The sequence below is a fragment of the Brachybacterium vulturis genome, from assembly GCF_043641765.1.
Taxonomy (GTDB): domain Bacteria; phylum Actinomycetota; class Actinomycetes; order Actinomycetales; family Dermabacteraceae; genus Brachybacterium; species Brachybacterium vulturis_A.
This window is the reverse complement of the sequence record NZ_JBHZRO010000009.1, coordinates 93,134-118,604: the sequence shown is the minus strand read 5'-3', so window position 1 is coordinate 118,604 and position 25,471 is coordinate 93,134. Positions and strand designations below refer to the sequence as shown.

The following is a 25,471-nucleotide window of genomic DNA, read 5'->3' as shown; positions in this document are numbered from 1 at the left end:
AGTCCGGGCCGACGGTAGACTCCCGGTGTGATGAGCGAGATCGAGATCGGCCGCAACAAGCGGGGACGCCGCAGCTACAGCCTGGACGACGTGGCGGTGGTCCCCTCCCGGCGCACCCGGGACCCGGAGGACGTCTCCACCGCCTGGCAGGTGGACGCCTACCACTTCGACATCCCGATCTTCGCCGCCCCCATGGATTCCCTGATGTCCCCCGAGACCGCGATCGCGCTCGGCCGCCACGGCGGGCTCGGCGTGCTGGACCTCGAGGGCCTGTGGACCCGTTACGAGGACCCCACCTCCCAGTTCGACCGCATCGCCGGGGCCTCCGATGACGAGGTCGTGGGCGTGATGCGCTCGGTCTACGCGGAGCCGGTCAAGACCGAGCTGATCCGCGACCGGCTCCAGCAGCTGCGCGACGCCGGGGTCACGGCGGCCGGGGCGCTGTCCCCGCAGCGCACCCAGGAGCACTGGAAGACCGTCGTGGACGCCGGCGTGGACCTGTTCTTCATCCGCGGCACCACCGTCTCCGCCGAGCACGTCTCCACCAACCGTGAGCCGCTGAACCTCAAGCGATTCATCTACGAGCTCGACGTCCCGGTGATCGTGGGCGGCTGCGCCACCTACACCGCCGCCCTGCATCTGATGCGCACCGGTGCGGCCGGGGTGCTGGTCGGCTTCGGCGGCGGCGCCTCGCAGACCACCGAGGAGACTCTGGGCATCTCCGTGCCGCTGGCCGGTGCGGTGGCCGACGTCGCCGCCGCCCGCCGCGACTACATGGACGAATCCGGCGGCCGCTACGTGCACGTCATCGCCGACGGCGGCCTGGGCCGCTCCGGCGACCTGGTCAAGGCCATCGGCTGCGGTGCCGACGGACTGATGGTCGGGGCGGCTCTCGCGCGCGCCGAGGAGGCTCCGGGGCAGGGGCACCACTGGGGCAGCGAGGCCCACCACCCGACGCTCACCCGCGGCCACCGGGTCAGCGTCGGCACGGCGGCCCCGCTCGAGCAGATCCTCTTCGGGCCCTCGATCGCGGCCGACGGCACCACCAACCTCATCGGGGCGCTGCGCCACGCGATGGCCACCACCGGCTACCTCGACCTCAAGGAGTTCCAGCGGGTCGACGTCATCGCCCAGCCCTGAGGTGCGCGGAGCGGGTCCGGGCACGACGGCGGGGCCGGGTGCGCTCAGACGCTGCGCGCCACCTCCGCGGCCTGCTGGGCGATCGAGAGCTCCTCGTTCGTCGGCACGATCATCACCGTCACCCGGGACTGCGGCGTGGAGATCACCCGCGCCTCCTTGCTGCGCACGGCGTTCTTCTCGAGATCCAGCTCGATGCCGAGCTGCTCGAGGCCCGTCAGCAGCCGTTCGCGCACCATCGGCACGTTCTCGCCGATGCCCGCGGTGAAGGTCAGCACGTCCAGGCCGCCGAGCACGAAGGTGTAGGAGCCGAGGTACTTGCGCAGCCGGTGCACGTAGACCTCGGTCGCGAGGGTCGCGGCCTCATCGCCCGCCTCGACGGCCCGGGTGATGTCCCGGAAGTCGCTCATCCCGCACATGCCCAGCATCCCCGAGCGCTTATTGAGGATGTCGTCGATCTCGGCGGGGTCGAAGCCGGCGCGGCGATGCAGGTGCAGGTAGATCGTGGGGTCGATGTCCCCGGTGCGGGTGCCCATCACGAGCCCCTCCAGCGGGGTCAGGCCCATGGAGGTCTCCACCGCCCGGTCGCCGAGCACGGCGGAGGCCGAGGCGCCGTTGCCCAGGTGCAGGACGATCTGTCGCAGGCCGGTCACGTCCTGACCCTGCGCGGCCAGACGCTCCGAGACCGCGCGGGAGACGTACTGGTGGCTGGTGCCGTGGGCGCCGTAGCGGCGCACCTTGTACTCGGTGGCGACCTCGCGGTTCAGGGCGTAGTGCGCCGCAGCCTCGGGCAGAGCGGTGAAGAAGGCGGTGTCGAACACGGCCACATGCGGCACCGCGGGCAGCAGCGCCATGGCGCCGTCGATCCCGTCCACCGCCGCATAGTTGTGCAGCGGCGCGAGCTTGCCCAGGTCGTGGATGTCCCAGCGCACCTGGTCGTCGATGAGGACGGGCTCCGAGTACCGGGCGCCGCCCTGGACGACGCGGTGGCCGACGGCGCGGATCCGGTCGTCGCCCAGCGACAGGCCCACGTCCTCGAAGAGGGAGTGCACGATCGTCATCGCCGCCTTGTGGTCCGCCACCGGACCCGCGAAGCTCGACTCCTGTGCACCGGCGGTGATGGTGGCGCTGCCGCTGTCCTGGCCGACCCGCTCGACGATGCCGGAGGCGTCCACGGCGCCGTCGGCCGGATCCAGCAGTTGGAACTTCAGCGAGGAGGAGCCGGAGTTGATGACGAGGATGCGAGGGGCGGTGGGGTCTGCCATGCGGTGAGCTCCTGAACGCTGAGGGGAGGAGGGTCGTCAGCCTGCGGCGGATGAGGTGGATGCGGCCTGCGCCTGGATCGCGGTGATGACCACGGTGTTGATGATGTCGTCCACCAGGGCACCGCGGGAGAGGTCGTTGACCGGTCTGTTCAGTCCCTGCAGGACCGGGCCGATGGCGATGGCGCCGGCGGAGCGCTGGACGGCTTTGTAGGTGTTGTTGCCGGTGTTCAGGTCGGGGAAGACGAACACCGTGGCCCGCCCGGCGACCGAGGAGTCCGGCAGCTTCGTCTTCGCGACCGAGGCGTCCACGGCCGCGTCGTACTGGATGGGGCCCTCGACGTCGAGCTGCGGCTCGCCCCCGCGCACCAGCGCGGTGGCCTCGCGGACCTTGTCCACGTCCGCCCCGGTGCCGGAGGTGCCGGTGGAGTAGGAGAGCATCGCGATGCGCGGATCCACCCCGAACTGTGCGGCGGTCGCGGCGGACTGCACCGCGATGTCGGCGAGCTGCTCGGCGGTCGGATCGGGGTTCACCGCGCAGTCGCCGTAGACCAGCACCCGGTCCTCGAGCGCCATCAGGAACACCGAGGAGACGATCTTCGCACCCGGCTTGGTCTTGATGATCTCGAAGGAGGGACGGATGGTGTGGGCGGTGGAGTGGGCCGCGCCGGAGACCATCCCGTCGGCCTCGCCCAGCTGCACCATCATGGTGCCGAAGTAGGAGACGTCCTGGACCTTCTCACGGGCCTGCTCGAGGGTGATGCCCTTCTTCGCCCGCAGCCGCGCGTACTCGACCGCATAGCGTTCGACGTGCTCGGTGTCGTGGGGGGAGACGATCCGAGCCTCGGAGATGTCGTGCCCCAGCTGGGCGGCCTTCGCCCGGAGGGTGTTCTCGTCCCCCAGCAGGATCAGTTCGGCGACGCCCCGGGCGAGGATCGCCTCGGCGGCCGCGATGATCCGCGGCTCGTCCCCCTCGGGCAGCACGATCCGCTTCTTCTCGCCGCGGGCGCGGGCCAGCAGCTCGAACTCGAACATCATCGGCGTGACGACCTCGCTGCGGCTCACCTCGAGGGACGCCAGCAGGTCCGGGATCGGCAGGTGCTCGGCGACGGCGCGCCGGGCGGCGTCCACCTTCTGGGAGCTGGCCACGTCCAGCCGGCCGCGAGTCCGTGCGACCCTCACCGCGGTGTCGAAGGTGGACAGGTCGGTGGTGATGATCGGCAGGTCCTGCTGCACGCCGGAGATCAGGCGACCCACCTCGTCAGGGACGTCGTAACCACCGGTCAGCACGATCGAGGAGAGAGCGGGGAAGGTGCCCGACTGCTGCGCCATCACCAGTCCCGGCAGCAGGTCGTACCGGTCGCCGGGGGCGATCACGGTGCAGTTCTCGGTGAGGCGGCTGAGCACGTTGGGCAGGCTCATCGCCGCGATGACGGTGCCGACCGCGACACGGTCCAGCCAGTCGGGGTTGCCCTGCAGCAGGGTGCCGCCGACGGCATCCTTGAGCTCCTGCACGGTGGGGGCCAGGATCACGGGGTTCTCGGGGATCGCCGCGACCAGCGCCCCGGGGACCTTCGCGGCGACGGCGCCGCGGATCGCGTCCAGGGAGCCGGACTCGGCGCGGTTGACCACGATGGCGATGGGGAGGGCGTGGTGCCCGCCGAACTCGCTGACCGACACCGCCGCGAGGGCGGCCACCTGGTCAGCACTGCGATCCAGACCGGACAGGACGATCACCACGGGAGCGCCCATGTTCGCCGCCACCTCGGCGTTGAACGCGAGCTCGGTGGGGTTGGCCAGGTCGTTGTAGTCCGAGCCGAGGATCACGAGCACCGCGAAGCGCTCTGCGAGCTCGCGGTGGCGGGCGAGGATCCTCTCGTGCGCGGCATCGGGGTCCGAGAGCACCAGCTGGTGGTCCACCCCGATCGCGTCCTCGTACGTCTGCTCCACCGCCGGATGGCTGGTGAGGAGTTCGACGGCGTAGTCGCGCGCGCGACCTGACTGGACGACGGGGCGGAACACCCCGACACGGTCGGACCGCGAGGCGAGGGCTTCGAGGAGGCCGAAAGCCACCATCGACTTGCCGGTCATCCCCTCCGGGCTGGCGATATAGACACTCTTGGACACGCTCCCCAGCATAAGCGCGGCACCCGGAGCGGGGACGGGACCGACGGGACCATGTCGACGGCTGCCCCGCGAGCGCGAAGGTCCGCGTCCAGGTCCACGGGGTGAGGACCCGGCACGACGGGCCGAGCGCGCGCAGCGCGATGTGAGAGGTATCGCTGCCCAGGATCCGTCCCGGCAGCGGCTCGTACCATGGAGCCATGCTCCGCGTCGCCCTCCGTCCCCGCTTCCTGGGGATGCTCGCCCTGATGATCGTGGCGACCCTCGCGTGCGGGCTGCTGGCCACCTGGCAGTGGGACCGCGCGCACCAGGTCATCACCGACCAGGCCGCCGAACCCGCGCAGCTGGGCGACATCCGCGGCGTGCTCGCGGTGGGCGACCCGGTCACCAACGAGATGGCGGGGGAGATCGTCACCGTGACCGGCAGCTTCGTGCCCGGTGAGCAGATCCTCGTGCCCGGACGGAAGATCGGCGGCACCCCGGCCGTGCTCGTGATCTCCTCCCTGCTCGTGGACCAGGGCGACGGCACCCGGGCCCGCCTGCCCGTCGCCCGCGGCTGGCTCCCCGCTGCGGAGGTCACCGATGCCGACGGCCGCCTCGCCCCCGCACTCGTCCCCGAGGCCCCGCAGGGCGAGATCGAGATCTCCGGCCAGCTGGAAGCCAGCGAAGCGGCCTCCGGCGGCGTGGACGGTGCAGTGGCGCGGGAGATCGCGACCCCGATGCTGGTCAACGAATGGGGGTCACCGATGTACTCCGGCTACGTCTCCCTCGCCGAACCCTCCGGGACGCTGCGGACGCTGCCCGAGGCGGAGTCCGACTTCTCGCGCGGCCTGAACTGGCAGAACATCGGCTACTCCTTCCAATGGGTCGCCTTCGGCGGCTTCTTCCTCTTCCTGTGGTGGCGCTCCGTGCGGGCCACGCACCTCGACGAGGTCGCCGATCGTCGTGAGGCGATGCAGGAGCTGCTCGGCGAGGACGACCCGCTCCCCACCCGCTCCCCGGCCGTCGTGACGACGACCGCCCCTCCCTCTGACAAGGACGTGTGACCCGTGCCCGCTCCCCGCCCCCTCGACGAAGTCGCCTGCAGGACCTCCTTCGCCCGTTTCCGTGTGGCCTCCATCGTGGAGGGCATCGCCCTGCTGGTGCTGGTGGGCATCATGACGATGCGCTACCTCGTCTTCGGCGGCGACACCTGGTTCTCCTCGGTCTCCCCGTTCTGGGACCAGGTCTCCTCCGTCTGGTCCCCGATCCACGGCCTGATCTACATGGTCTATGTGGTTCTCGGCTTCGACCTGTGGATGAAGTTGCGCTGGGGCCTGCCGCGGATGCTGCTGCTGATGTTCTTCGGCATCGTCCCGGTGCTGTCGTTCTTCGGGGAGCGCTGGACCCACCAACGGGTCGAGTCCGACCTCAGGCGCCGGCCCACCCTGCAGGACGAGGCCCGGGCCGGGGCTCCGGGCGGGGAGTGAGCCCGGCCGGCGAGCGTGACGAGGATTGCGCCCGCCGCGGGCGGACTCCCGCGCCCGAGGAGAGCGCCCGCACGTAGACTCTCTCGGGTGAACGACACCGACCAGCGCCCTGTCCTCGTCGTCGACTTCGGCGCCCAGTACGCACAGCTCATCGCCCGCCGGGTCCGGGAGGCCCAGGTCTACTCGGAGGTGGTCCCGCACTCGCTGACGACCGAGCAGATCCTCGCCAAGCGGCCCCGGGCGATCATCCTCTCCGGCGGGCCCAGCTCCGTCTATGCCGAGGGCGCCCCGCGACTGGACCCGGCGCTGCTGGAGGCCGGGGTGCCCGTGCTCGGGCTCTGCTACGGCTTCCAGTCGATGGCCGCGGCGCTGGACGGCACCGTCGCGCCGACCGGCGTGCGCGAGTACGGCGCGACCCGTCTGGAGAGCATCGACGGCACCTCGCAGCTGCTCGCCGCGCAGGACATCACGCAGAACGTGTGGATGAGCCACGGTGATTCGGTGACCGCCGCCCCCGCCGGATTCTCGGTGGTCGCCACCTCGTCCGGCAGCCCGGTCGCGGCCTTCGAGAACACCGAGAAGCGGCTCTTCGGTGTGCAGTGGCACCCCGAGGTCGGGCATTCCGACCGCGGCCAGGAGGTGCTGGAGAACTTCCTGGTGCGCGGCGCCGGCATCGAGCCGAGCTGGACCACCGGAGGCGTCATCGAGGAGCAGCTCGAGCGGATCCGTGCCCAGGTGGGCGAGGGCTCCGCGATCTGCGGCCTCTCCGGCGGGGTGGACTCCGCCGTCGCCGCCGCGCTCGTGCAACGCGCCATCGGCGACCGTCTCACCTGTGTGTACGTGAACCACGGCCTCATGCGCCAGGACGAGTCCGCGCAGATCGAACAGGCCTTCGGTGCCTCCACCGGCGGTGCGAAGCTGGTGATGGTCGACGCCGAGCAGCAGTTCCTCGACGCGCTCGCCGGGGTCACCGATCCCGAGACCAAGCGCAAGATCATCGGTCGCGAGTTCATCCGCACCTTCGAGCAGGCCCAGGCGGACATCCTGCGGGAGCAGGGCGTGGTCGAGGGGGATCACGCCGAGGCGACGGCCTTCCTCGTCCAGGGCACCCTGTACCCGGACGTCGTCGAGTCCGGCGGCGGCGAGGGCGCCGCGAACATCAAGAGCCACCACAACGTGGGCGGCCTGCCCGAGGACCTCTCCTTCGAGCTGGTCGAGCCGCTGCGCGCCCTGTTCAAGGACGAGGTGCGCGCGGTCGGCGCCGAGCTCGGCCTGCCCGAGGAGATCGTCTGGCGACAGCCCTTCCCCGGGCCGGGCCTGGGCATCCGCATCATCGGCGAGGTCACCCAGGAGCGTCTGGACATCCTGCGCGCGGCCGATGCGATCGCCCGCGCGGAGCTCACCGCCGCGGGCCTGGACCGCACCATCTGGCAGTGCCCCGTGGTGCTGCTGGCGGACGTGCGCTCCGTGGGCGTGCAGGGCGACGGCCGCACCTACGGCCACCCCGTGGTGCTGCGCCCCGTCACCAGCGACGACGCGATGACCGCGGACTGGGCCAAGGTCCCCTACGACGTGCTCTCACGGATCTCCACCCGGATCACCAACGAGGTCAGCGAGATCAACCGCGTCACCCTCGACATCACCAGCAAGCCCCCGGGCACCATCGAGTGGGAGTGACCTCCCGCTGAGCCCCGCAGCCGGCGCCCCGCACTGATCCGCCGGATCCGGTCGCGGGGCGCGGTGCTGCCCGGGCACGGATGCTGCCGAGCCCTGCCGCCCCGAGTCGTGAGAAGCACGGCCTACGCGGCGTCCTGGGCGGCGGAACTCACGACTCGACCGTGCCTGGTGCTGTGCCTGGTGCAGTGCTGCCCGGTGCCGACGTCCACGTCTGCAGCCGGAAGCACGGCACCGCCGCAGCGAGGGCCGCTCGAGCCACACCGCAGTCGCGACCGTGGTGCCGGATTGGGCCCGGGGATTGTCAGGTTCCGAACCGATCGTCGCAGGCAACTGGCACGGAACCTGACAATCGGCGCGGGATCGCGGGATCGCGGGATCGCGGGGCGCTGCGCGTCCGCCCGGCTCAGGCCGTCGGCGGTTCGAGCAGGCGCGAGGGGTGCGAGGGCGCTGAGGAGTGCCAGGACTGGGTGCGCTCGTAGACCTCCCAGCCCATCGCGGCATAGAGGCCGTCGGCGCCGGTGGGGGAGTCGTCGTCGACCTCGAGATCGACGTGGGTGCGCCCCCGTTCGGCGGCGTCCTGGATCGAGGCGTTCAGCAGTGCCTTCGCGATGCCGTGGCCACGGGCGGAGCGGTGCACCCCGAGGTACTCCAGGTAGGTGCCCTCACCACGGGCGGCCGTCGCGGGGACGACCGCAGCGACCAGGCCGCCGGCGGGGAGCCAGACCCCGTCGCGGTGGATCTCGGCGATCCACCAGTGATCCCAGCCCGCCTCCTCCGGGTTCTCGATGAGCCGCTGGACGAACTCGGCGAAGGACTCGCGGTAGGAGTTGAAGTGGTCGGCGAAGGACTCCTCGAGCATCCGGTGCACGGTGCGCACGTCCTGGGCGACCGGCAGGCCGGACTCGTGGCGGTGGACCTGCCGCACGCGGGTGCCCTCGCGGGGGGCGGGCAGCTCCGCGAGCTCTGCCGGATCGACGGGACGCCGCATGTGCAGCCAGGTGCGGACCCTCTCGTAGCCCGCCGCCTGCAGCAGCCGCCCCCGATCGGTGTCCAGCTCGTTCGCGTCGGCGTCCAGCTGGGTGGTCTCCACCCCGCGCGCCCGGGCGAAGGAGCCGCCCACCTCGACCGCCCAGTCCAGCAGGGCGGCGGCCAGAGCGTCGCGCTCGGGGCAGTCCTGGGCGAGCACGAACTGGACGTTGGTGCGACCGGTGGCCCGATCCTCGAGAGCGATCCAGGCGACCGGCGGCTGGTCGAGGGAGGGGGAGCCATCGGCGGCGGGAGGCACCACCACCACTTCCCGGCGCGCCCAGGACTTCAGCCCCACCATCCGCGAGCGCATACCGGCCTCATCGGCCTCTCCGTCCGGGGTGTGGCGGCGGATGTCCGCGGTGATCAGCCTGACGACCGCCGGGACGTCCGCCTCGATCGGCACCCGGGTGGTCAGTCGGCCCTCCAGGGCCGGGGGCATCGTGGGCGGGACGTGATCGGTCAGCAGCATCTGCCCATCTTTTCATGATTCGATCCCGGACCGCTGGGAGGCGCCGGTGTCCTCGAGCTGCTCCGGAGCGCTCACCGGGATCGGGGCGGCGCGCGGGGGCGGTTCCTGCCGGGGCCGGAGTGCGGGCGATGATGCGTGTCGGGGGCGTTCGGCGGGTGCAGCACGACAGCGGCCCCCGACCGAGCCATGCTCGTCCATTGCCGCAAGCACTGCACTGTCTCACCGAGTGCAGATGGTGACTCGTGTCGGACCTACGATGGTCCCGTGAATGACGAGACGATCCCTCCCGATCAGGCCCTGGGGCTGCGGGCGCTGAAGAAGCGCCAGTCCCGCATCGCCATGCATCGCGCCGCCCTCGAGCTCGTCCACGAGAACGGGCTCAGCGGCGTCACGGTCGAGGCCATCGCCCAGCGCGCCGGGGTCTCCACCCGCACCTTCTTCAATCACTGGACCACCAAGGAGTCCGCGATCATCGGCGTGCTCCTGGAGAGCGGCGAAGGGGTCGCCGAGAAGCTGCGGGAGCGGATCGAGGGGGTCGGCCCGCGCGCGGCGCTGCGCTCCGTGATGCGTGAAGCGCTCGCCGCCGCGCCGGCGGAGCCGGAGCTGCGAGAGCTGAAGAAGCAGGTCATGGCATCAGAACCGAGGCTGCACACGCTCTCCTCGGGCAATCTGCTGTCGGTGCAGACCGAGATGGTCGAGGCGCTGGCCGATGCTCTCGAGGGCGAGCACGCCCAGGAGCAGGCGAACCTCTCGGTGCAGATCGGTTTCGCGGTCGCCCGCAGCGCCTTCGCGGTCTCGATGACCCGCGGCATCGATCTGGGCACCGCCTTCGACGAGGTCCTCGACCGCTATGACGAGGGCGCCTCGGTCTTCTGAACCGCCGCCTCAGCGCACCAGGCGTCCGAGGCCCGCCTCCCAGCCTCGGCGGTCGGCCAGGTGCTCACCGACCACCCGCTCCAGACGGGTGGTGCGCGGCAGCTCCGCGGGGTCGTAGGGCGGGCGCGATCCGAACACGAAGAACGCGGCGGAATCGTCCCCCGGGGTGCGGGAGACGATCTCCCAGCGGCGCACGAAGGCACCGAGGTTCGATTCCTCGCCGAGCTCCCGTGGCAGCAGCTCGTTCATCAGCCAGGAGTCGCAGACGAACTCGTGGCCGAAGGGCGGCGCGTGGTCAGGGCGTCCCGTGCCGAGATCTGCGTAGTGGGTCGTGAAGTACGCGGTGGCGCGGGCCAGGGAGTCGTCCACCGCAGCGGGATCCAGCGGCCCGGAGGCCGGGATGTGGGTGCCGAGCACCCAGCGCTCCTGCGTCGTCCCCTCCTCGACCCGGTGCAGATCGAACTGCAGCCGGCCCAGGTGCACGAGCCGGCCGCACCAGTTCAGCGCCATCCAGGGCAGCTGGTGCAGTCCCAGCCGCCCGCTGCTGTGGCGGTGGACCCGCATCTGCTGGCCGAGGTCCGCGAGCACCTGCCAGGACTGCTCGGTGCTGAGCCCTCGCTCCCGATGCCAGGCGCGCACCGTGGAGGTGCTCACGGCGAGGGCGAGGATCGGGACCAGGCCCTCGCCCGGGGCGAGGCGCTGCTGCAGGGAGTTGTGCCTCGCCTCCAGCGCGCCGAGCTCGGCCGCGGGGACGTCGAGCCCGGCGGCCCCGCGCAGCAGGTTCGCCGTACGGGTGATCTCGGCGAGGATCTCCGGATCCTCGAGGGCCGGACCGATCAGGGCGCTGAGCTCGACCTGGTCAGCTCCCGTGATGCCCAGCAGCTCCAGCAGCGCGGGTGCCGACGGGGCCCGCAGCATGGCCGCCACCGCGGGGCGAGGCAGCTCGTCGAGGGCGCGGACGACGTGCGGCGGATCGCCGAGGACTTCGAGCTGGTCATGATCGGACATTCCGATACGTTAGCGTCCCCGCCCGCCGGACGTGAGCTGGGCGGCTACGATTCCAGGGTCGAGACCACGTATCCGTCGGCCTGCACCGACGCAGGAGGAGCCCCGCATGAGTCCTGAGAACACCGCGCCCGCCTCGGAGGGGCGGGCTCCGCACGGATCCGCCGAGCTGAGCCCGGCGGCCCGCGCCATCCGGGACGCCTACGCCTTCGAGGGCGGCCGCATCCACCTGGGCGCCCTGCTCGAGGGGGAGGAGCCCGACCCCGCGGTCGCCGTGAACCTCGCGGTGCGGATGCTGAACCGCCACGGCCTGATCGCCGGCGCCACCGGCACCGGCAAGACCCGCACCCTGCAGATCATCGCCGAGCAGGCCGCGCATGCGGGCACCTCCGTGTTCGTCGCCGACATGAAGGGCGATCTCTCCGGCATCGCCGTGCCCGGCCCGGCCTCCTCGACGCTCACCGCCCGTGCCGCCGCCCGCGGCCAGGAGTGGATCTCCCGCGCCGCACCCACGGAGTTCTTCACTCTCGGCGGGCAGGGCGAGGGCGTGCCGATCCGCACCACGGTGACCGACTTCGGACCGGTGCTGCTGTCCAAGGTCCTGGAGCTGAACGAGACCCAGGAATCCTCACTGGGCCTCATCTTCTACTATGCCGACGCCCAGGGCCTGGCCCTGTTGGACCTCAAGGACCTGCGCTCCCTGATCCAGTTCCTCACCTCCGACGAGGGCAGGGACGAGCTCGAGGGCATCGGTGGCATCTCCACCTCCACCGCCGGGGTGATCCTGCGCAGCCTCACCGCCTTCGAGGCTTCCGGCGCGGATGTCTTCTTCGGTGAGCCGGCATTCGACCCTGCGCAGCTGCTGCGCACGGCCGAGGACGGCACCGGCATCATCTCCTGCCTCGAGCTGCTCGGCGTCGCCCAGCGCCCGGAGCTGTTCTCCACCTTCATGATGTGGATGCTGGCCGAGCTCTACCAGGAGCTCCCGGAGGTCGGAGACCTCGAGGTGCCGAGGCTGGTGTTCTTCCTCGACGAGGCGCATCTGCTGTTCAAGGACGCCTCGGACGCATTCCTGGAACAGGTGGTCCGGACGGTCCGGCTGATCCGCTCCAAGGGAGTCGGCGTCTTCTTCATCACCCAGACCCCGAAGGACATCCCCGGCGATGTGCTCGCCCAGCTCGGCAACCGGATCCAGCACGCGCTGCGCGCCTTCACGCCCGACGATGCGAAGGCGCTCAAGGCGACGGCGTCCACCTTCCCGAGCTCCGAGCACGACCTGGTCGAGGTGATCCCGGCGCTGGGCACCGGCGAGGCGATCGTCACCGTCATGAGCGAGGACGGCGCCCCCACCCCGGTCGCGATCACCGCCGTGCGCGCGCCGGAGTCCTCGATGGATCCGGCCGGCAGCGATGTCATCGCCGCCGCCGTCGCGGCCTCGCCCCTGCAGGAGGAGTACGGCACCGCAGTGGACCGTGAGTCCGCCTTCGAGATCCTCGCCGCGCGGGCCGCGGAGGACGCGGAGGCGGTCGCAGAGGCCGAGAAGAGCGACCGGAAGGCCGGCGACGCGGCGGACTCGAAGCGCCCCTCGCGGGAGAAGGGCGGCGACGGCGGATTCTTCGACAAGCCGGCCGTGCGCTCCTTCCTCCGCTCCGCCGGCACCGTGCTGGGCCGCGAGATCACCCGCAGCCTGTTCGGCACCCGGCGCCGCCGCTGAGCGTGCCGGGCGCAGACGGCGCCCCCACCTCACGTGGTGGGGACGCCGTCTGCCGGGGAGCGTCAGTTCACTTCTTGCCCTGATTCGCGACCGCCTCGGCGGCGGCCTTCGCGGCGACCGGGTCGAGGTAGCGGCCACCGGGGTCCACGGGCTGGAAGTCCTCGTCCAGCTCGTACACCAGCGGCTGGCCGGTGGGGATGTTCAGCCCGGAGATCTCCTCGTCGGAGATGCCGTCGAGGTACTTCACCAGTGCGCGCAGCGAATTGCCGTGGGCGGCGATCAGCACCGTCTTCCCCGCGACCAGGTCGGGCTTGATGCCCTCCTCCCAGTACGGCAGGAAGCGCTCGACGACGTCCTTGAGGCACTCGGCCTTCGGCAGCTGGTCGCCGAGATCCGCGTACTGCGGATCCTGGTCCTGGGAGAACTCGGTGCCGAACTCGATCTCGGGCGGCGGGGTGTCGTAGGAGCGGCGCCAGGCCATGAACTGCTCCTCGCCGTACTTCTCGCGGATCTCGGCCTTGTCCATCCCCTGCAGCGCGCCGTAGTGGCGCTCGTTCAGTCGCCAGTCCCGCTTGACGGGGATCCAGTGGCGATCGGCCGCGTCGAGGGCCAGGTTCGCGGTCATGATGGCGCGGCGCTGCAGCGAGGTGTGCACCACATCGGGGAGGATCCCGGCCTCCTTGAGGAGGTCGCCGCCCTCCGTGGCCTCCTGGCGTCCCTTCTCGGTGAGATGGACGTCCACCCAGCCGGTGAACAGATTCTTCGCATTCCAGTCGCTCTCGCCGTGGCGGAGCAGCACGAGTGTGTAGGTCATGGGGCCAGGGTACGCGGCCGCATCGGTGGAGTGCAGGTCGTGCTCACGGGACGCCCGGCGAGCGGCGCTCAGGCCTCGAGCAGGATCGTGAAGGGCCCGTCATTGGTCAGCCCCACCCGCATCATGGCACCGAAGCGTCCGGTCGCGACGGTGACCCCGCGCTCACGCAGCGCCTCGACCACCTGTTCCACCAGCGGCTCGGCGACCGGCCCCGGTGCGGCCCCGCTCCAGGACGGCCGGCGCCCCTTGCGCACATCGCCGTAAAGGGTGAACTGGGAGACCACCAGCACCTGCGCCCCGGCATCGAGCACCGAGCGCTCCCCGTCCAGGATCCGCAGCTCGCAGATCTTCCGGGTGATCGTCGCCACCTGCTCGGGGCCGTCCCCGTGGGTCACGCCCACCAGGGCCAGCAGGCCCTCGCCCTCGATCGCACCGACCACCTCGCCCTCGACCTCGACCTGGGCACCGTCGACCCTCTGGAGCACTGCGCGCATGCCCCGATGGTGGCACAGCCGGCGACGCTCGGCCGCGGGGCCCTCAGCCCGGGAGGATCGAGTCGATCCGTCGCTCCTGGGTGGGGGAGTCGTCGCCGGTATCGGATCCGCTGCCGGACGGCTGCGGAGGCGGCGCGTGCGGCCCGGTGGTCGGAACCGGCCGGGGGGAGAGGGGCTGCGGAGGCAGGGGCCCGGTGTTCTCCGGCGGCCCCGACTGCGGGGCGGCGGGCTGCGGCGGAACCTGGCGCACCCCCGTCGGGCCCTGCGTCGGCGAGGCGGGAGCCACCTGCCGGGAGTCGGCCACCGGTGCGGTCGCCGCGTGCTTCGCGGCCAGATCGGCATCGCGCTCGGCCTCGGCACGTCGGGCCGCGGAGACCCACTCCTCGGCGACCCGCACGATCGCCTCGGTGGCGGCCTCCCAGGCCGCCTCCTGCTGGCGGTGCGGACCGGTGGCCAGGGACAGCACCACACCTGCCGAGCGCAGCGCGAGCTCGGTGGGATCGACCCGGTCCGAGAACATCTCGCGCCAGGTGCCGATGGCCTCCTCGACCCGCTCCTGGGTGGCGCGATCGATGCGACCGGCGTTGCCGTAGTCGGCCAAGACGCTGAGATGGGCGAGCAGGCAGGCCAGATCATCGGCCCTGCGGCCCGGGCCCACGGTGTCGATGTCGAGCAGGCCCACCACCTTGCCGTTCTCGACGAACACCTGCGCCTCGTAGAAGTCTCCGTGCACCACGTCGTGCGGGCGCATGTCCATCCGCTGCTCGAGGGCGGCGAGGCCATCGCGGATCGAGCGCACCAGGGCATCCAGCCGCGGTCCGAGCGAGGGGACCGAGGAGCTGACGATGCCGGAGTAGAAGTCCACCGAGTCGGTCCACGGCGGGCGCAGCGAGAGCGAGTACATCGAGGCGGGCAGCCGGTCCAGCAGGGCCACCAGGTCCTCGGCCCGGCAGGCGTCCACGCCCTCATCGATCACGGCGCGGGCCAGCGGGCGGCCGGGGAGCTCGGCGAGGACCACCAGTCCGTGGTGATGGGCGATCACCTCGGGCACCGGGACACCGGCCGCATGCAGCCGATCGTGGCGGTCCACGATCTCCCCGCTGCGATGGGGCTGCATCACCTTGAGGTAGACCGCCCGGTCCCCCTGCGAGGCGCGCAGCACCGCCCGGCGGCCCGGGCGGTAGGACACGACGTCGATCGCGATCGGCACCGAGGGATCGGGGCCGATGGAGGCACCGAGGTCGTGGAGGGTGGGGCCCACGATGTCCGGATAGCAGACCTGTGGGAGCATCGGCAGCCAGGGGTCGTGGGGGTAGCGCCACACGCGCACGTTGATGTCGCCGTCGGTCATCACCAGGGTCTGCTCGGCGACGTAGAGGTTCTTCTCGCGCTCGCCGATGTGGGCGCTGGCGCCGAAGAGCTCCTCGCGCGCGGGTGCCTGCGGCCCGTCGAGCTCGGGCCAGGACACCTGGGTGCGGTACAGCGCCTTGGTGCTGCGACCGGGACGGTGGTCGACGTGGTCGAGCTGCCAGCTGTGCAGCACGCCACCGGAGTTGCCGACGGCCGAGCGGAGCAGTCCTCCCGCGCCGGGCCCGGTGAGGAGCTCGGACCCGTCCTGCGTGTGTGACATGGGTGAATCATTCCGGTCATGTGGTCATCAGGCGACACCGCCTACGATGCTTGCATGGCTGATCGTACCGATAACCTCACCAGCGGGAACCTTCTGGGCATTCCCGAGACCCGACTCCCCGACGACTTCGTCGATGTGCAGGTGAGCGAGGAGCTGGTCGACGGTGACCCGCGGGAGGTCACCGCACGTCATCTCGACTCCCCGCTCGCCTGGTCCACCCTCGCCCAGGACGCGCTGACCGACGGCGACGACCTCGCCGCCTATGCCTACGCCCGCACCGGGTACCACCGCGGCCTGGACGCGCTGCGGAAGTCCGGCTGGCGCGGGCAGGGGCCGATCCCCGCCTCCCACGCCCCCAACCGCGGCTTCCTGCGGGCGCTGGCGCTGCTGGGCGAGACCTCGCGCCGGCTCGGCGACGAGGCCGAGGCCGATCGCGTCACCGGCTTCCTCCGCGAGGCCGACCCGAGCCTGCTGGACTGAGCGCACCGGCCGGGCGTCCCGGTGCGCAGGGGGCGCCCGGCCGTGCTTGGTAGGATCTGCGCGGCCCTGTGCACCGCACGCGGCCACCTGCCCGGAAAGTCACATCCCGTTCCTCAGGAGTCGCCATGCCCGCCGTCGTGATCGTCGGAGCCCAATGGGGTGACGAGGGGAAGGGCAAGGCCACCGATCTCCTCGGTGAACGGGTCGACTACGTGGTCAAGCCCAACGGAGGCAACAACGCCGGCCACACCGTTGTCGTCGACGGCGAGAAGTTCGAGCTCAAGCTCCTCCCCGCCGGCATCCTCTCGCCCCAGGTCACACCGGTCATCGGCAACGGCGTGGTGGTCCACCTCGGCGCACTGTTCGACGAGATCGGGATGCTGGAGTCCCGTGGCGTGGACACCTCCCGCCTGCGCATCAGCGCCAACGCGCACATCGTGGCCCCCTACCACCAGACCCTCGACAAGGTCACCGAGCGCTTCCTGGGCAAGCGGGCGATCGGCACCACCGGTCGCGGCATCGGGCCGGCCTACATGGACAAGATCGGACGCCTCGGCATCCGCGTCCAGGACCTCTTCGACGAGTCGATCCTGCGGCAGAAGATCGAGGGTGCGCTGCGGCAGAAGAACGAGCTGCTGGTCAAGCTCTACAACCGGCGGGCGGTCGAGATCGACGAGATCGTCGAGGAACTGCTCTCCTACGCCGAACGACTGCGGCCGATGGTGGTGGACACCACGCTGCTGCTCAACGAGGCCCTGGACCGTGACGAGGTGGTGCTGATGGAAGGCGGCCAGGCCACCTACCTGGACGTCGACCACGGCACCTATCCCTTCGTGACCAGCTCCAACCCCACCGCCGGCGGTGCCTGCACCGGCACCGGCGTCGGCCCCACCCGGATCGATCGGGTGATCGGGATCGTCAAGGCGTACACCACCCGCGTGGGCGCCGGCCCGTTCCCCACCGAGCTCGAGGACACGTGGGGCGAGTACCTCCAGCGAGTCGGCGGCGAGGTGGGCGTGAACACCGGTCGACCGCGCCGCTGCGGCTGGTACGACGCGCTGATGATCCGCCACGCAGCGCGCATCAACGGCTTCACCGACATCGTGCTGACCAAGCTCGATGTGCTCACCGGGATCGACGAGGTGCCGATCTGCACCGGCTACGACGTCGACGGCGTCATCCACCGCGAGATGCCGATGACCCAGACCGAGTTCCATCACGCCACCCCGGTCTACGAGACCCTCCCGGGCTGGACCGAGGACCTCTCCGCGGCCCGCACCGTCGAGGAGCTGCCCGAGAACGCACGGAACTACGTGCGCCGCCTCGAGGAGCTCGCCGGCTGCCGGATCAGCGCCATCGGCGTGGGTCCGGACCGGGCCGCGACCATCGCCGTCCACGACCTGCTGCCGGCGGCGACCAGCTGACGTGATGAGCCGTCGTACCGATCCCGAGGCGGGGCGGCAGGCACTGACCTCCTGGGCGAATGCCCCGGACGGGGCAGGCCGCCCGGTGCTCGCCCCCGCCGTGCGCCACACCCTGGAGCTGTTCGCCGAGGAGTACCCCGGCGGCGCCGTCGAGCTGCGGGTCCCGCCCTACGCCGCGGTGCAGGCCATCACTGGCACCCGGCACACCCGCGGCACCCCACCGGCGGTGGTCGAGACCGATGCGGCCACCTGGTTGGCGCTGGTGACCGGTGACCTCGACTGGCAGCAGGCAGCGGCCGAAGGGCGGGTGCGAGCGAGCGGGGAGCGCAGCGACCTCCAGCAGCTGCTGCCGCTGCCCGGCCTGCGCCGCATCGTCCGAGCCGCCCGTGATCAGGCTGTCCGGGCGCCGGCGGGCCAGGAGCGGCCGGCCCCTGAGGAGAAGGAGTGATGAGTGTGGCCGTGGAGATCGCCGTCGAGGACCTCGCTGGTCTCGAGGTCGCCGCGCATGCCGGTGCGGACCGGGTCGAGCTGTGCGTGGATCTCGCCCGGGGCGGGCTCACCCCGCCTGCCCAGCTGGTCCAGGAGTGCACGTCCCGCGCCTCCGCGCTGGTCGCTGCGCGGGATGCCAAGCCCCACTTCGACGTGCACGTGCTGGTCCGCTGCCGCGCCGAGCACGGTGACTTCCTGGATCGGCCCGAGGAGTTCGCCTACTCGGCCGAGGAGATCACGCTGATGGCGCGGCAGGCCGAGGAGAGCGTCGCCGCGGGGGCGGCCGGGGTGGTGATCGGTGCGCTCACCGGGACCGGTGAGCTGGACCTGCCCGCGATCGAGGCCGTCCGGGACGGTGCGCTGAAGGCCGGCAGCACCGCGATGCGAGGGGTCACCCTCACCGTCCACCGCGCGATCGATGCCCTGCCCGGTCGCGCGCAGCGGGCGGACGCGGTCCGGACCCTGCTGGGCCTCGGGATCCACCGGGTGCTCAGCTCCGGGGGTGCGTCCCGGGCGCTGGACGGCGCGGACGACCTGGCCGCCATGGTCGCCGCCGCGGAGGGACTGCTGGACATCTGCGCCGGGGGAGGGGTGCGCCCCGCCGACATCGGCGATCTCGTGCGCCGCACGGGGGTGGCCGACGTCCATCTGTCCGCGCGTCGCCGACCCGGCACCGCGGTCGAGGACGACGCCCCCGATACCTGCACCGACCCGGCGATCGTCGCCGCGGCGGTCGACGCCGCTGGAGGACTGTGAGCACTGTGAGAGACCCCGAGCCCCCCGAGCAGCCCGAGAACCGCGACAATGCCGATAACGCTGCGCACGCCGAGCCGTCGGTGCGCGGCGGGGGCTCCGAACAGTCGGGGGTCGATGCGCCGGGTGAGAGCGAGGTCACCAGCCTGTACGTGCGTCGGAGCCGCACTCCGACCCTGGGATTCTGGGTCGCCCTCGCGCTCATCGCGCCGGCCCTGGTCGCGCTGCTCGGCGCCCCCTTCTTCCAGTTCGCCGACATCAGCGGGGTCCTGAACTTCATGCTGGTGGCGGTGGTGTTCCTCGGCCTCCCACTGGCCGCGATCGCCGCGCTGGTGGATTCGCTCAGGCATCGCCGCAGGCCGAAGCGACGCCGCTGACCCCCGGGGACGAGCCCGCCGGGACCCGGCGACGATCGCTCCCGATCCCGGCGGACGCCGCGCCGCCCTGCACGCCGCCTGTGGCACTATGGACCAGTGGCACGTGGCGACGGAAAACTCTCCCATGACCTGCTCCCCGGGGAGAAGGGCCCGCAGGATGCCTGCGGCGTCTTCGGCGTCTTCGCCCCCGGTGAGGACGTCTCCAAACTGACCTACTACGGTCTCTATGCCCTGCAGCACCGCGGGCAGGAGTCCGCCGGCATCGCGACCAGCGACGGCTCCCAGATCATGGTCTACAAGGACATGGGCCTGGTCTCCCAGGTCTTCGACGAGGCTTCCCTCGAAGCGCTCCAGGGGCACATCGCGATCGGGCACACCCGGTACTCGACCACCGGCGGCTCCACCTGGTCCAATGCCCAGCCTGCGCTCGGTCCGCGCCCTGACGGCACCGTGGCCATGGCGCACAACGGCAACCTGGTCAACACCGAGGAGCTGCTCGACCTGATCGAGGAGCGCCACGGCAGGCCGCGCACCGGCGAGATCGCTCGCGGCAACACCACGGATACCGCCCTGGTCACCGCGCTGCTGAACACCGAGGGAAGCCTCTCGGACGCCCTGCGCGAACTGATGCCCCTGCTCCACGGCGCCTATTGCTTCACCCTGATGACGGAGACGACCCTGTACGCGGCGCGGGACGCGCAGGGGATCCGCCCGCTGGTGCTGGGCCGCCTCGAACGCGGCTGGGTGGTCGCCTCGGAGACCGCGGCGCTGGACATCTGCGGCGCGAGCTTCGTGCGCGAGGTCGCCCCCGGCGAGATGATCATCATCGACGAGCAGGGACTGCGCTCGGAACGGGTCATGGAGCCCGTGCCCAAGGGGTGCGTCTTCGAGTACGCCTACCTCGCCCGTCCCGACACCCGCATCGCCGGGCGCAGCGTCAACGAGGCCCGCACCGAGATGGGCCGTCAGCTCGCCCGGGAGCATCCCGTCGACGCGGACCTGGTGATCCCGACCCCGGAGTCCGGGACCCCGGCCGCGATCGGCTACGCCCAGGAATCGGGCATCCCCTACGGTCAGGGCATGGTGAAGAACGCCTACGTGGGCCGCACCTTCATCCAGCCCTCCCAGACCATCCGCCAGCTCGGCATCCGCCTCAAGCTCAACCCGCTGCGCGAGGTGATCGAGGGCAAGCGGCTGGTGGTGGTCGACGACTCGATCGTGCGCGGGAACACCCAGCGCGCCGTGGTGCGGATGCTGCGCGAGGCCGGCGCCGCCGAGGTCCACGTGCGGATCTCCTCCCCGCCGGTGCGCTGGCCCTGCTTCTACGGCATCGACTTCGCCTCCCGGGCCGAGCTGATCGCCAACGGGCTCGGCACCGAGGAGATCGCCCGCTCGCTCGGCGCCGACTCCCTCGGCTACATCACCGAGGAGGGGATGATCGCCGCCACCGAGCAGCCGGAGTCGGCGCTGTGCACCGCCTGCTTCTCCGGGAAGTACCCGGTCTCCCTGCCCGAGCCCGTCGCCCGAGCCCAGGGCATCATCCAGGCTTCCGAACCCCAGCCCGCCGCCGAGAAGGACGCATGAACTCCACGACTCCGCACCCCGAGGACTCCCGTTCCCCCGGGATCACCTACGCCGACTCCGGTGTGGACACCGCCGCCGGCGACCGCGCCGTCGAGCTGATGAAGGAAGCGGTCGCCGCGACCCACGGCCCACAGGTGCTCGACGGGATCGGGGCCTTCGCCGGCCTGGTCGACGTCAGCGCGCTGAAGTCCTACGACCGTCCGCTGCTGGCCTCCTCCACGGACGGCGTGGGCACCAAGATCGCGATCGCGCGCGAACTGGACATCCACGACACCATCGGCCGTGACCTGGTGGGCATGGTGGTCGACGACATCATCGTCGTGGGCGCCGAGCCGCTGGCCATGACCGATTACATCGCCTGCGGCGCCGTGGTGCCGGAGCGGATCGCCGATATCGTGCGCGGCATCGCCGAGGGCTGCCGACTGGCCGGCTGCGCGCTGGTGGGTGGGGAGACCGCCGAGCACCCGGGCCTGATGGCGGCCGAGGACTACGACGTGGCGGGCGCTGCGGTGGGCGTGGTCGAGGCCGGAGAGCTGCTGGGCCCCGAGCGGGTCCGTCACGGGGACGTGGTGATCGGACTGGATGCCTCCGGCCTCCACTCCAACGGCTACTCGCTGGTGCGCGCCGTGATCGCCGCCGCGGGCCTCTCCCTCGAGTCACCGGTGGCGGACTTCGGCCGCACGCTCGGTGAGGAGCTGCTCGAACCGACCCGGATCTACACCGCGGATCTGCTGGCCGTGCTGCGGGATGCTCGTACCCTCGGCGCCGTCCACGCGCTGAGCCATATCACCGGCGGGGGACTGGCCGCGAACCTCGCGCGCGTGATGCCCCGGGGCCTCGCTGCCCGGATCGACCGCTCCCGCTGGGAGCCGGGCGCGGTGTTCTCCCGGGTGGCCGGGTGGGGTTCGGTGCCCCAGCTGGATCTCGAGGGCACCTTGAACATGGGCATCGGCATGGTCGCGCTGGTCGAGGCGGAGACGGCTGATGCGACGCTCGCGGTGCTGGCGGAGCGCGGGCTCGGGGCCCGGGTGATCGGGGAGGTCGTCGGCGAGGACTCCCTGCCCGCGCCGAGCTCGGCGCTGGAGCACGTCGTCACCGGTGCCAAGGGCGTCGACGGCGGCGCGGTGCTGATGGCCGGTCAGCATGCCGGCTGGGCCTGAGCCCGGGCCCCGTCAGCCGCCGAACAGGTGACACAGCACGAGGGCCGACCCGCGGGTCGGCCCTCGTGCTGTGTCACGGTGCTCTCCGGCGTCAGCCGGTGTCCTCAGCGGCGGTGTGCGGACGGTGCGTCCTCGTCGGCCCACTCGTCGCTGTCCTCGGCCCGGTCGTCTCCGTCGGCGCTGGAGATCTCGCCCCGCTGGGACTGCAGTTCGCGCTGCAATGCCGTGAGGTCCGTCGGCGGGCTGTAGTACTTGAGGTCCCGTGCCACCTTGGTGTGCTTGGCTTTCTGTCGGCCGCGACCCATGGATCTGACCCCCTGTGCGTCGGCTGCCGGGCGTGCTTGTCTACCCGGAAGATGGCATTAGTTTCGTGATCTCAGGGTACATGAGCGCCCTGCACTCCGGCGAACTCCCAGGCGTGAGACGTGCCGGACATCCCGTCGGAGCTACCGCTACGTAGGATCTTGGCCGGACACGGAGGGTTTGTTTGCCAGTACGTTGATCGTACCGATTAGTCTAGAGCCGGTGCTCGCACCAGACCGCGCTGAACCGGCGTGGCGGCGCCCCGAATACCGCTGTGAAAGGTCGCACGCCCCATGAACTCAACCACGGAGGACCCTTCCGCGGGCGACGAGGACTCCACCGAGCTGCTGACGCCTGCCGAGGTCGCCAAGATGTTCCATGTCGACCCCAAGACGGTCACGCGCTGGGCGCAGGCCGGCAAGCTGACCTACATGCGCACGCTCGGCGGTCATCGCCGGTACCGCAGGAACGAGGTCTCCGAGCTGCTGCGGGACAGCTCCAAGGAGGTGTGAGCACCGATCCGCTCCTGGGGGAGGGGTACGAGACGCACCGGATCGAGCTCGGGGTCGACGAGGAGGGCCCGCTGGTCGCCACGCTCATCCACCGTGACGCGGGGAGCACGCGGACGGCGGACGCCCCGCGTCCCCCGGTCCTGCTGATGCACGGCTGGTCGGACTACGTCCTGGATCGCGGCCTGATGGAGCACCTGGGCCGCCGGGGCCATGACGTATGGGGGCTGGACCTGCGCAAGCACGGCCGCAGCCTGCTGCCGGGCCAGACCGCCACCGAGATCGACCATCTCAGCCGTTATGACGCGGAGATCGGCACCTCGCTGCGGATCATCGGCCGCGATCGCCCGCCGGTGCTGCTCGCACATTCCACCGGAGGCCTCACCGCCGCGCTGTGGGCCCAGCGGAATCCCGGCACGGTGGCCGGCCTCGCCCTGAACTCCCCCTGGCTCGAGATGCATCTGGGGCCGGTCACCCGCGCCCTCGCCCAGGTGCCCGTGCGGATGCTGGCCGAGCGCCTGCGAGAGAGACCGATCCTCCCCGCCGGCAGCGATCACATCGCCCGCGCCAGCCACCGGGACTTCGGCGGCGCCTATGACTACGATCTCGCCCTGAAACCACCGGGAGGCCATCCGTTCCCGGCCGTCACCCTCAACGCGATCATCGACGGGCAGCGTCGCCTGGCCGCCGCCGGCCCGCTCGCGATCCCCGTGCTGGTGCTCCATGCGGACCGCTCCCGGATCGGACCGCGGTTCAGCGAGCAGATGCGCCGCTCGGACTCGGTGTTGAACGTGCGCACCCTCGCCACGGCGGCCGCCGCCCTGAGCCCGCAGGTGCGCATCGAAGCGGTCCCCGGCGCGCGCCATGACGTGTTCCTCTCCGACGCCGATGCCCGGGCCCGGTCGATAGACCTCCTCGACGAGTGGCTGGAGACGTCCTTCCCGCGGACGCCGACGATGGGAGCGTCCGCCCACGCCGAGGACCCCCGCGCCCCGCTGCAGGCCCCGTCCGGGGAGGAGCCGCCCGATGACCGCTGATCCGCGCTCGATCCGGGGGCGGGCGGAGGCGCTGCGGCGTGCCGCCGAGCGGCTCACGATCCTGCGGCTGCGCCTGGCCAACGCCATCGCGGACCTCTCCAACGCGGAGGATGAGGCAACTCGGCAGGTGGCCGAGGAGATCCACGAGCGCTGGACGCGACAGGAGTACCCCGAGCTGGGTCGCATCGCGAGCGGTCTGCGCGCGAGCGCCCGACGTCTGGACGCGACCGCGACCGCGGCCGAGCGCATTACCGGTCGGCGCCTGGGCGGCTACACCGGCGCCGGGTTCCTGGGCCGGGGTGACGACGCGCGCCGACATGTGGCCGATGTCGCGGCTTTCGTCGGCACCGAGCAGGGGGCGAGCATCGGCGGGTTCCCCCTGCTGCCCGGCGCCGAGGACGGCATCCTCGCCCATCCCTCGCACACCCTCGGCATCGACACCCCCGACTACGACGAGGAGGCTTGACCCGCCCGCGGAGTGCAGGCCCTCGGGCTCAGCCGATCTCCCGCCGGTCCGGGGCGGACCCGAGCGCCACCACCGTCGTGACCGCGCCGGTCAGCAGCGGCACCAGCAGCATCGTCACCAGCAGCAGGAGCATCGCAGCCGCGGCATCGGCCGCTGCGACCCCCAGGGCGATCAGCGCCGCTGCCCCGACGGTCTCCGTGACCCCGGCTCCGCCGGGCGTCAGCGGCACCAGGGACAGCACCCGCCCGAGCGCGAAGATCGCCACCGTCAGCAGCAGCGGCACCTGTGCACCGACCGCCTCGATCGCGAGCACCAGGGCGGCCCATTGCAGCACCCGGGCGCCGAGCGTCGGTGCCACCAGGGCCGGCCAGCGGTGTCGCAGCATCTCGACCAGCACGTCGCGCTGAGTGAGGATCACGCCGGCGACAGGCGCCGGGACCAGCTCACCGAGCTGGCCCAGCAGCGCGGACAGCACGGTGCGGCGCAGCATCACGAGGGTCAGGACCAGGGCGAGCACGGCACCGAGCACTGCCAGCACCGCCGCCCACCATGTGCCGGGCAGCGAGACCGCGACCGGGGCCAGCACCGGGCTCAGCGCATAGGCGGCCAGACCCAGCAGTGGGATCAGCACCGAGGTGAGCACCATCTCCACCAGCGACGCGGCGACGATGCCGGTGAGGATCACCGGCAGCCCCAGCCCGGAGCGGCGCAGGATCCAGCCCATCAGCCCCAGCCCGATCACACTCCCACCGGGGATCGCCAGCGCGGTCGCACCTGCGACGGGATGTGCCAGCAGGACGCCGGTCCAGCGGGCGCCCGGCAGAGCGGCGCGCACCGTCACCGCCTCGAGGAGCAGGGCGCCGACGCCGAGCAGCCCCATCGCGGGCACCGCCCAGGGGGGAAGGGCCACCAGCGTGTCGGTGATCGCCCCCCAGCTCGCCCCCGTCGCCCACGGCAGCACCCAGGCCAGCAGGGCGATCACCACCATGGCGGAGAGGAGGCCGGTGACGAGGCGACCGCGGGTGAGCCGGGGCGGCCGCTCGGCGTCGAGCTCGGCGAGACTCCCCGGGAGCCAGCCGAGGTCCACCGGCGGCTGCGGCGAATCCTCCGCTCCGGCGTCGGCGTCGGCGTCGGGGGTGGGGCCCGGGGAGCCGGGGGAGTCGGAGGGGTCCTCTGGCATGCGGCGATT

At 71.6% G+C, this 25,471-nt stretch carries 25 protein-coding genes; 16 read left to right on the top strand and 9 right to left on the bottom strand.

Annotated elements, in window-relative coordinates; all coding sequences use genetic code 11:
- Positions 1-30: 30 nt before the first annotated feature.
- On the top strand, positions 31-1,140 hold the full coding sequence (locus tag ACHUEU_RS09125; protein WP_394215619.1) for a GuaB3 family IMP dehydrogenase-related protein: 1,110 nt from the start codon (positions 31-33) through the stop codon (positions 1,138-1,140).
- 44 nt (positions 1,141-1,184) lie between these two features.
- On the opposite strand, the gene ACHUEU_RS09120 is transcribed toward ACHUEU_RS09125, so the two are convergent.
- Together ACHUEU_RS09120 and pta are read right to left on the bottom strand one after the other, a co-directional pair.
- On the bottom strand, positions 1,185-2,402 hold the full coding sequence (locus ACHUEU_RS09120) for an acetate/propionate family kinase (RefSeq protein WP_394215618.1): 1,218 nt from the start codon (positions 2,400-2,402) through the stop codon (positions 1,185-1,187).
- 36 nt (positions 2,403-2,438) lie between these two features.
- Positions 2,439-4,538: a phosphate acetyltransferase gene (pta, locus tag ACHUEU_RS09115; protein WP_394215617.1), complete on the bottom strand. Its 2,100-nt coding sequence runs from the start codon at positions 4,536-4,538 to the stop codon at positions 2,439-2,441.
- A 185-nt stretch (positions 4,539-4,723) separates the two neighbouring features.
- Here pta and ACHUEU_RS09110 point away from each other — a divergent pair, with 185 nt between their 5' ends.
- The 3 genes from ACHUEU_RS09110 (at position 4,724) to guaA (ending at position 7,669) form a co-directional block, all read left to right on the top strand.
- Positions 4,724-5,569 (top strand): SURF1 family protein, encoded by an 846-nt coding sequence (locus tag ACHUEU_RS09110; protein ID WP_394215616.1) that lies wholly within the window; start codon positions 4,724-4,726, stop codon positions 5,567-5,569.
- Positions 5,570-5,572: 3 nt separating this feature from the next.
- Positions 5,573-5,992 (top strand): DUF3817 domain-containing protein, encoded by a 420-nt coding sequence (locus ACHUEU_RS09105; protein ID WP_394215615.1) that lies wholly within the window; start codon positions 5,573-5,575, stop codon positions 5,990-5,992.
- Positions 5,993-6,079: 87 nt separating this feature from the next.
- A complete protein-coding gene (gene guaA, locus ACHUEU_RS09100; RefSeq protein WP_394215614.1) occupies positions 6,080-7,669 on the top strand; it encodes a glutamine-hydrolyzing GMP synthase in 1,590 nt (529 codons plus the stop codon).
- A 403-nt stretch (positions 7,670-8,072) separates the two neighbouring features.
- Here guaA and ACHUEU_RS09095 read toward each other — a convergent pair whose 3' ends face one another.
- The gene (locus tag ACHUEU_RS09095; RefSeq protein WP_394215613.1) at positions 8,073-9,167 is read right to left on the bottom strand and encodes a GNAT family N-acetyltransferase; all 1,095 of its coding nucleotides are present in this window, start codon (positions 9,165-9,167) and stop codon (positions 8,073-8,075) included.
- 264 nt (positions 9,168-9,431) lie between these two features.
- On the opposite strand from ACHUEU_RS09095, the gene ACHUEU_RS09090 reads away from it, so the two are divergent.
- Positions 9,432-10,043 (top strand): TetR/AcrR family transcriptional regulator, encoded by a 612-nt coding sequence (locus ACHUEU_RS09090; protein ID WP_394215612.1) that lies wholly within the window; start codon positions 9,432-9,434, stop codon positions 10,041-10,043.
- 9 nt (positions 10,044-10,052) lie between these two features.
- On the opposite strand, the gene ACHUEU_RS09085 is transcribed toward ACHUEU_RS09090, so the two are convergent.
- On the bottom strand, positions 10,053-11,051 hold the full coding sequence (locus ACHUEU_RS09085) for an acyltransferase domain-containing protein (protein WP_394215611.1): 999 nt from the start codon (positions 11,049-11,051) through the stop codon (positions 10,053-10,055).
- Positions 11,052-11,157: 106 nt separating this feature from the next.
- Here ACHUEU_RS09085 and ACHUEU_RS09080 point away from each other — a divergent pair, with 106 nt between their 5' ends.
- On the top strand, positions 11,158-12,762 hold the full coding sequence (locus ACHUEU_RS09080) for a helicase HerA-like domain-containing protein (RefSeq protein WP_394215610.1): 1,605 nt from the start codon (positions 11,158-11,160) through the stop codon (positions 12,760-12,762).
- 67 nt (positions 12,763-12,829) lie between these two features.
- On the opposite strand, the gene ACHUEU_RS09075 is transcribed toward ACHUEU_RS09080, so the two are convergent.
- The 3 genes from ACHUEU_RS09075 to ACHUEU_RS09065 all read right to left on the bottom strand — a co-directional run bounded on the left by ACHUEU_RS09075 (position 12,830) and on the right by ACHUEU_RS09065 (position 15,700).
- Complete coding sequence (locus ACHUEU_RS09075) at positions 12,830-13,576, bottom strand: phosphoglyceromutase (protein ID WP_394215609.1); 747 nt, start codon at positions 13,574-13,576, stop codon at positions 12,830-12,832.
- A 68-nt stretch (positions 13,577-13,644) separates the two neighbouring features.
- On the bottom strand, positions 13,645-14,070 hold the full coding sequence (gene dtd / locus ACHUEU_RS09070) for a D-aminoacyl-tRNA deacylase (protein WP_394215608.1): 426 nt from the start codon (positions 14,068-14,070) through the stop codon (positions 13,645-13,647).
- A 43-nt stretch (positions 14,071-14,113) separates the two neighbouring features.
- Complete coding sequence (locus ACHUEU_RS09065) at positions 14,114-15,700, bottom strand: phosphotransferase (protein WP_394215607.1); 1,587 nt, start codon at positions 15,698-15,700, stop codon at positions 14,114-14,116.
- 54 nt (positions 15,701-15,754) lie between these two features.
- Here ACHUEU_RS09065 and ACHUEU_RS09060 point away from each other — a divergent pair, with 54 nt between their 5' ends.
- The 7 genes from ACHUEU_RS09060 to purM all read left to right on the top strand — a co-directional run bounded on the left by ACHUEU_RS09060 (position 15,755) and on the right by purM (position 21,967).
- Entirely contained in the window at positions 15,755-16,180 is a 426-nt protein-coding gene (locus tag ACHUEU_RS09060; RefSeq protein WP_394215606.1) for a DUF3151 domain-containing protein, read from the top strand.
- 125 nt (positions 16,181-16,305) lie between these two features.
- Positions 16,306-17,604, top strand: a complete 1,299-nt coding sequence (locus ACHUEU_RS09055) for an adenylosuccinate synthase (RefSeq protein WP_394215605.1) — start codon at positions 16,306-16,308, stop codon at positions 17,602-17,604.
- A gap of 4 nt (positions 17,605-17,608) precedes the next feature.
- Positions 17,609-18,052 carry a sterol carrier family protein gene (locus tag ACHUEU_RS09050; protein ID WP_394215604.1) on the top strand — a complete coding sequence of 148 codons (444 nt, stop codon included), beginning with the start codon at positions 17,609-17,611 and terminating at the stop codon, positions 18,050-18,052.
- Positions 18,052-18,849: a copper homeostasis protein CutC gene (locus ACHUEU_RS09045; RefSeq protein ID WP_394215603.1), complete on the top strand. Its 798-nt coding sequence runs from the start codon at positions 18,052-18,054 to the stop codon at positions 18,847-18,849. Before ACHUEU_RS09050 ends, ACHUEU_RS09045 begins: the two co-directional genes overlap by 1 nt.
- Positions 18,846-19,223 (top strand): hypothetical protein, encoded by a 378-nt coding sequence (locus ACHUEU_RS09040; protein ID WP_394215602.1) that lies wholly within the window; start codon positions 18,846-18,848, stop codon positions 19,221-19,223. Before ACHUEU_RS09045 ends, ACHUEU_RS09040 begins: the two co-directional genes overlap by 4 nt.
- 96 nt (positions 19,224-19,319) lie before the next feature.
- Positions 19,320-20,807, top strand: coding sequence for an amidophosphoribosyltransferase (purF, locus tag ACHUEU_RS09035; protein ID WP_394215601.1), 1,488 nt, complete (start codon positions 19,320-19,322; stop codon positions 20,805-20,807).
- The gene (gene purM, locus ACHUEU_RS09030) at positions 20,804-21,967 is read left to right on the top strand and encodes a phosphoribosylformylglycinamidine cyclo-ligase (RefSeq protein ID WP_394215600.1); all 1,164 of its coding nucleotides are present in this window, start codon (positions 20,804-20,806) and stop codon (positions 21,965-21,967) included. Before purF ends, purM begins: the two co-directional genes overlap by 4 nt.
- Before the next feature lie 104 nt (positions 21,968-22,071).
- On the opposite strand, the gene ACHUEU_RS09025 is transcribed toward purM, so the two are convergent.
- Positions 22,072-22,272, bottom strand: a complete 201-nt coding sequence (locus ACHUEU_RS09025) for a DUF3073 domain-containing protein (RefSeq protein WP_096803797.1) — start codon at positions 22,270-22,272, stop codon at positions 22,072-22,074.
- Between the two features lie 291 nt (positions 22,273-22,563).
- Here ACHUEU_RS09025 and ACHUEU_RS09020 point away from each other — a divergent pair, with 291 nt between their 5' ends.
- Genes ACHUEU_RS09020 through ACHUEU_RS09010 form a run of 3 tightly spaced genes read left to right on the top strand, consistent with a single transcriptional unit; the run spans position 22,564 to position 24,282 of the window.
- On the top strand, positions 22,564-22,782 hold the full coding sequence (locus ACHUEU_RS09020; RefSeq protein WP_394215599.1) for a BldC family transcriptional regulator: 219 nt from the start codon (positions 22,564-22,566) through the stop codon (positions 22,780-22,782).
- Positions 22,779-23,816 carry an alpha/beta hydrolase gene (locus ACHUEU_RS09015; protein ID WP_394215598.1) on the top strand — a complete coding sequence of 346 codons (1,038 nt, stop codon included), beginning with the start codon at positions 22,779-22,781 and terminating at the stop codon, positions 23,814-23,816. Before ACHUEU_RS09020 ends, ACHUEU_RS09015 begins: the two co-directional genes overlap by 4 nt.
- A complete protein-coding gene (locus ACHUEU_RS09010) occupies positions 23,806-24,282 on the top strand; it encodes a hypothetical protein (protein ID WP_394215597.1) in 477 nt (158 codons plus the stop codon). The genes ACHUEU_RS09015 and ACHUEU_RS09010 overlap by 11 nt, the downstream gene beginning before the upstream one ends.
- 28 nt (positions 24,283-24,310) lie before the next feature.
- Here ACHUEU_RS09010 and ACHUEU_RS09005 read toward each other — a convergent pair whose 3' ends face one another.
- A complete protein-coding gene (locus ACHUEU_RS09005; protein WP_394215595.1) occupies positions 24,311-25,462 on the bottom strand; it encodes a lysylphosphatidylglycerol synthase domain-containing protein in 1,152 nt (383 codons plus the stop codon).
- Positions 25,463-25,471 lie beyond the last annotated feature (9 nt).

Excerpts from the sequence above, each read along its gene's own strand:
- ACHUEU_RS09125 (WP_394215619.1), top strand. The coding sequence starts at position 31 with ATGAGCGAGATCGAGATCGGCCGCAACAAGCGGGGACGCCGCAGCTAC.
- ACHUEU_RS09120 (WP_394215618.1), bottom strand. The coding sequence starts at position 2,402 with ATGGCAGACCCCACCGCCCCTCGCATCCTCGTCATCAACTCCGGCTCC.
- pta (WP_394215617.1), bottom strand. The coding sequence starts at position 4,538 with ATGCTGGGGAGCGTGTCCAAGAGTGTCTATATCGCCAGCCCGGAGGGG.
- ACHUEU_RS09110 (WP_394215616.1), top strand. The coding sequence starts at position 4,724 with ATGCTCCGCGTCGCCCTCCGTCCCCGCTTCCTGGGGATGCTCGCCCTG.
- ACHUEU_RS09095 (WP_394215613.1), bottom strand. The coding sequence starts at position 9,167 with ATGCTGCTGACCGATCACGTCCCGCCCACGATGCCCCCGGCCCTGGAG.
- ACHUEU_RS09085 (WP_394215611.1), bottom strand. The coding sequence starts at position 11,051 with ATGTCCGATCATGACCAGCTCGAAGTCCTCGGCGATCCGCCGCACGTC.
- ACHUEU_RS09080 (WP_394215610.1), top strand. The coding sequence starts at position 11,158 with ATGAGTCCTGAGAACACCGCGCCCGCCTCGGAGGGGCGGGCTCCGCAC.
- ACHUEU_RS09075 (WP_394215609.1), bottom strand. The coding sequence starts at position 13,576 with ATGACCTACACACTCGTGCTGCTCCGCCACGGCGAGAGCGACTGGAAT.
- dtd (WP_394215608.1), bottom strand. The coding sequence starts at position 14,070 with ATGCGCGCAGTGCTCCAGAGGGTCGACGGTGCCCAGGTCGAGGTCGAG.
- ACHUEU_RS09065 (WP_394215607.1), bottom strand. The coding sequence starts at position 15,700 with ATGTCACACACGCAGGACGGGTCCGAGCTCCTCACCGGGCCCGGCGCG.
- ACHUEU_RS09060 (WP_394215606.1), top strand. The coding sequence starts at position 15,755 with ATGGCTGATCGTACCGATAACCTCACCAGCGGGAACCTTCTGGGCATT.
- ACHUEU_RS09055 (WP_394215605.1), top strand. The coding sequence starts at position 16,306 with ATGCCCGCCGTCGTGATCGTCGGAGCCCAATGGGGTGACGAGGGGAAG.
- ACHUEU_RS09050 (WP_394215604.1), top strand. The coding sequence starts at position 17,609 with ATGAGCCGTCGTACCGATCCCGAGGCGGGGCGGCAGGCACTGACCTCC.
- ACHUEU_RS09045 (WP_394215603.1), top strand. The coding sequence starts at position 18,052 with ATGAGTGTGGCCGTGGAGATCGCCGTCGAGGACCTCGCTGGTCTCGAG.
- purM (WP_394215600.1), top strand. The coding sequence starts at position 20,804 with ATGAACTCCACGACTCCGCACCCCGAGGACTCCCGTTCCCCCGGGATC.
- ACHUEU_RS09025 (WP_096803797.1), bottom strand. The coding sequence starts at position 22,272 with ATGGGTCGCGGCCGACAGAAAGCCAAGCACACCAAGGTGGCACGGGAC.
- ACHUEU_RS09020 (WP_394215599.1), top strand. The coding sequence starts at position 22,564 with ATGAACTCAACCACGGAGGACCCTTCCGCGGGCGACGAGGACTCCACC.
- ACHUEU_RS09010 (WP_394215597.1), top strand. The coding sequence starts at position 23,806 with ATGACCGCTGATCCGCGCTCGATCCGGGGGCGGGCGGAGGCGCTGCGG.
- ACHUEU_RS09005 (WP_394215595.1), bottom strand. The coding sequence starts at position 25,462 with ATGCCAGAGGACCCCTCCGACTCCCCCGGCTCCCCGGGCCCCACCCCC.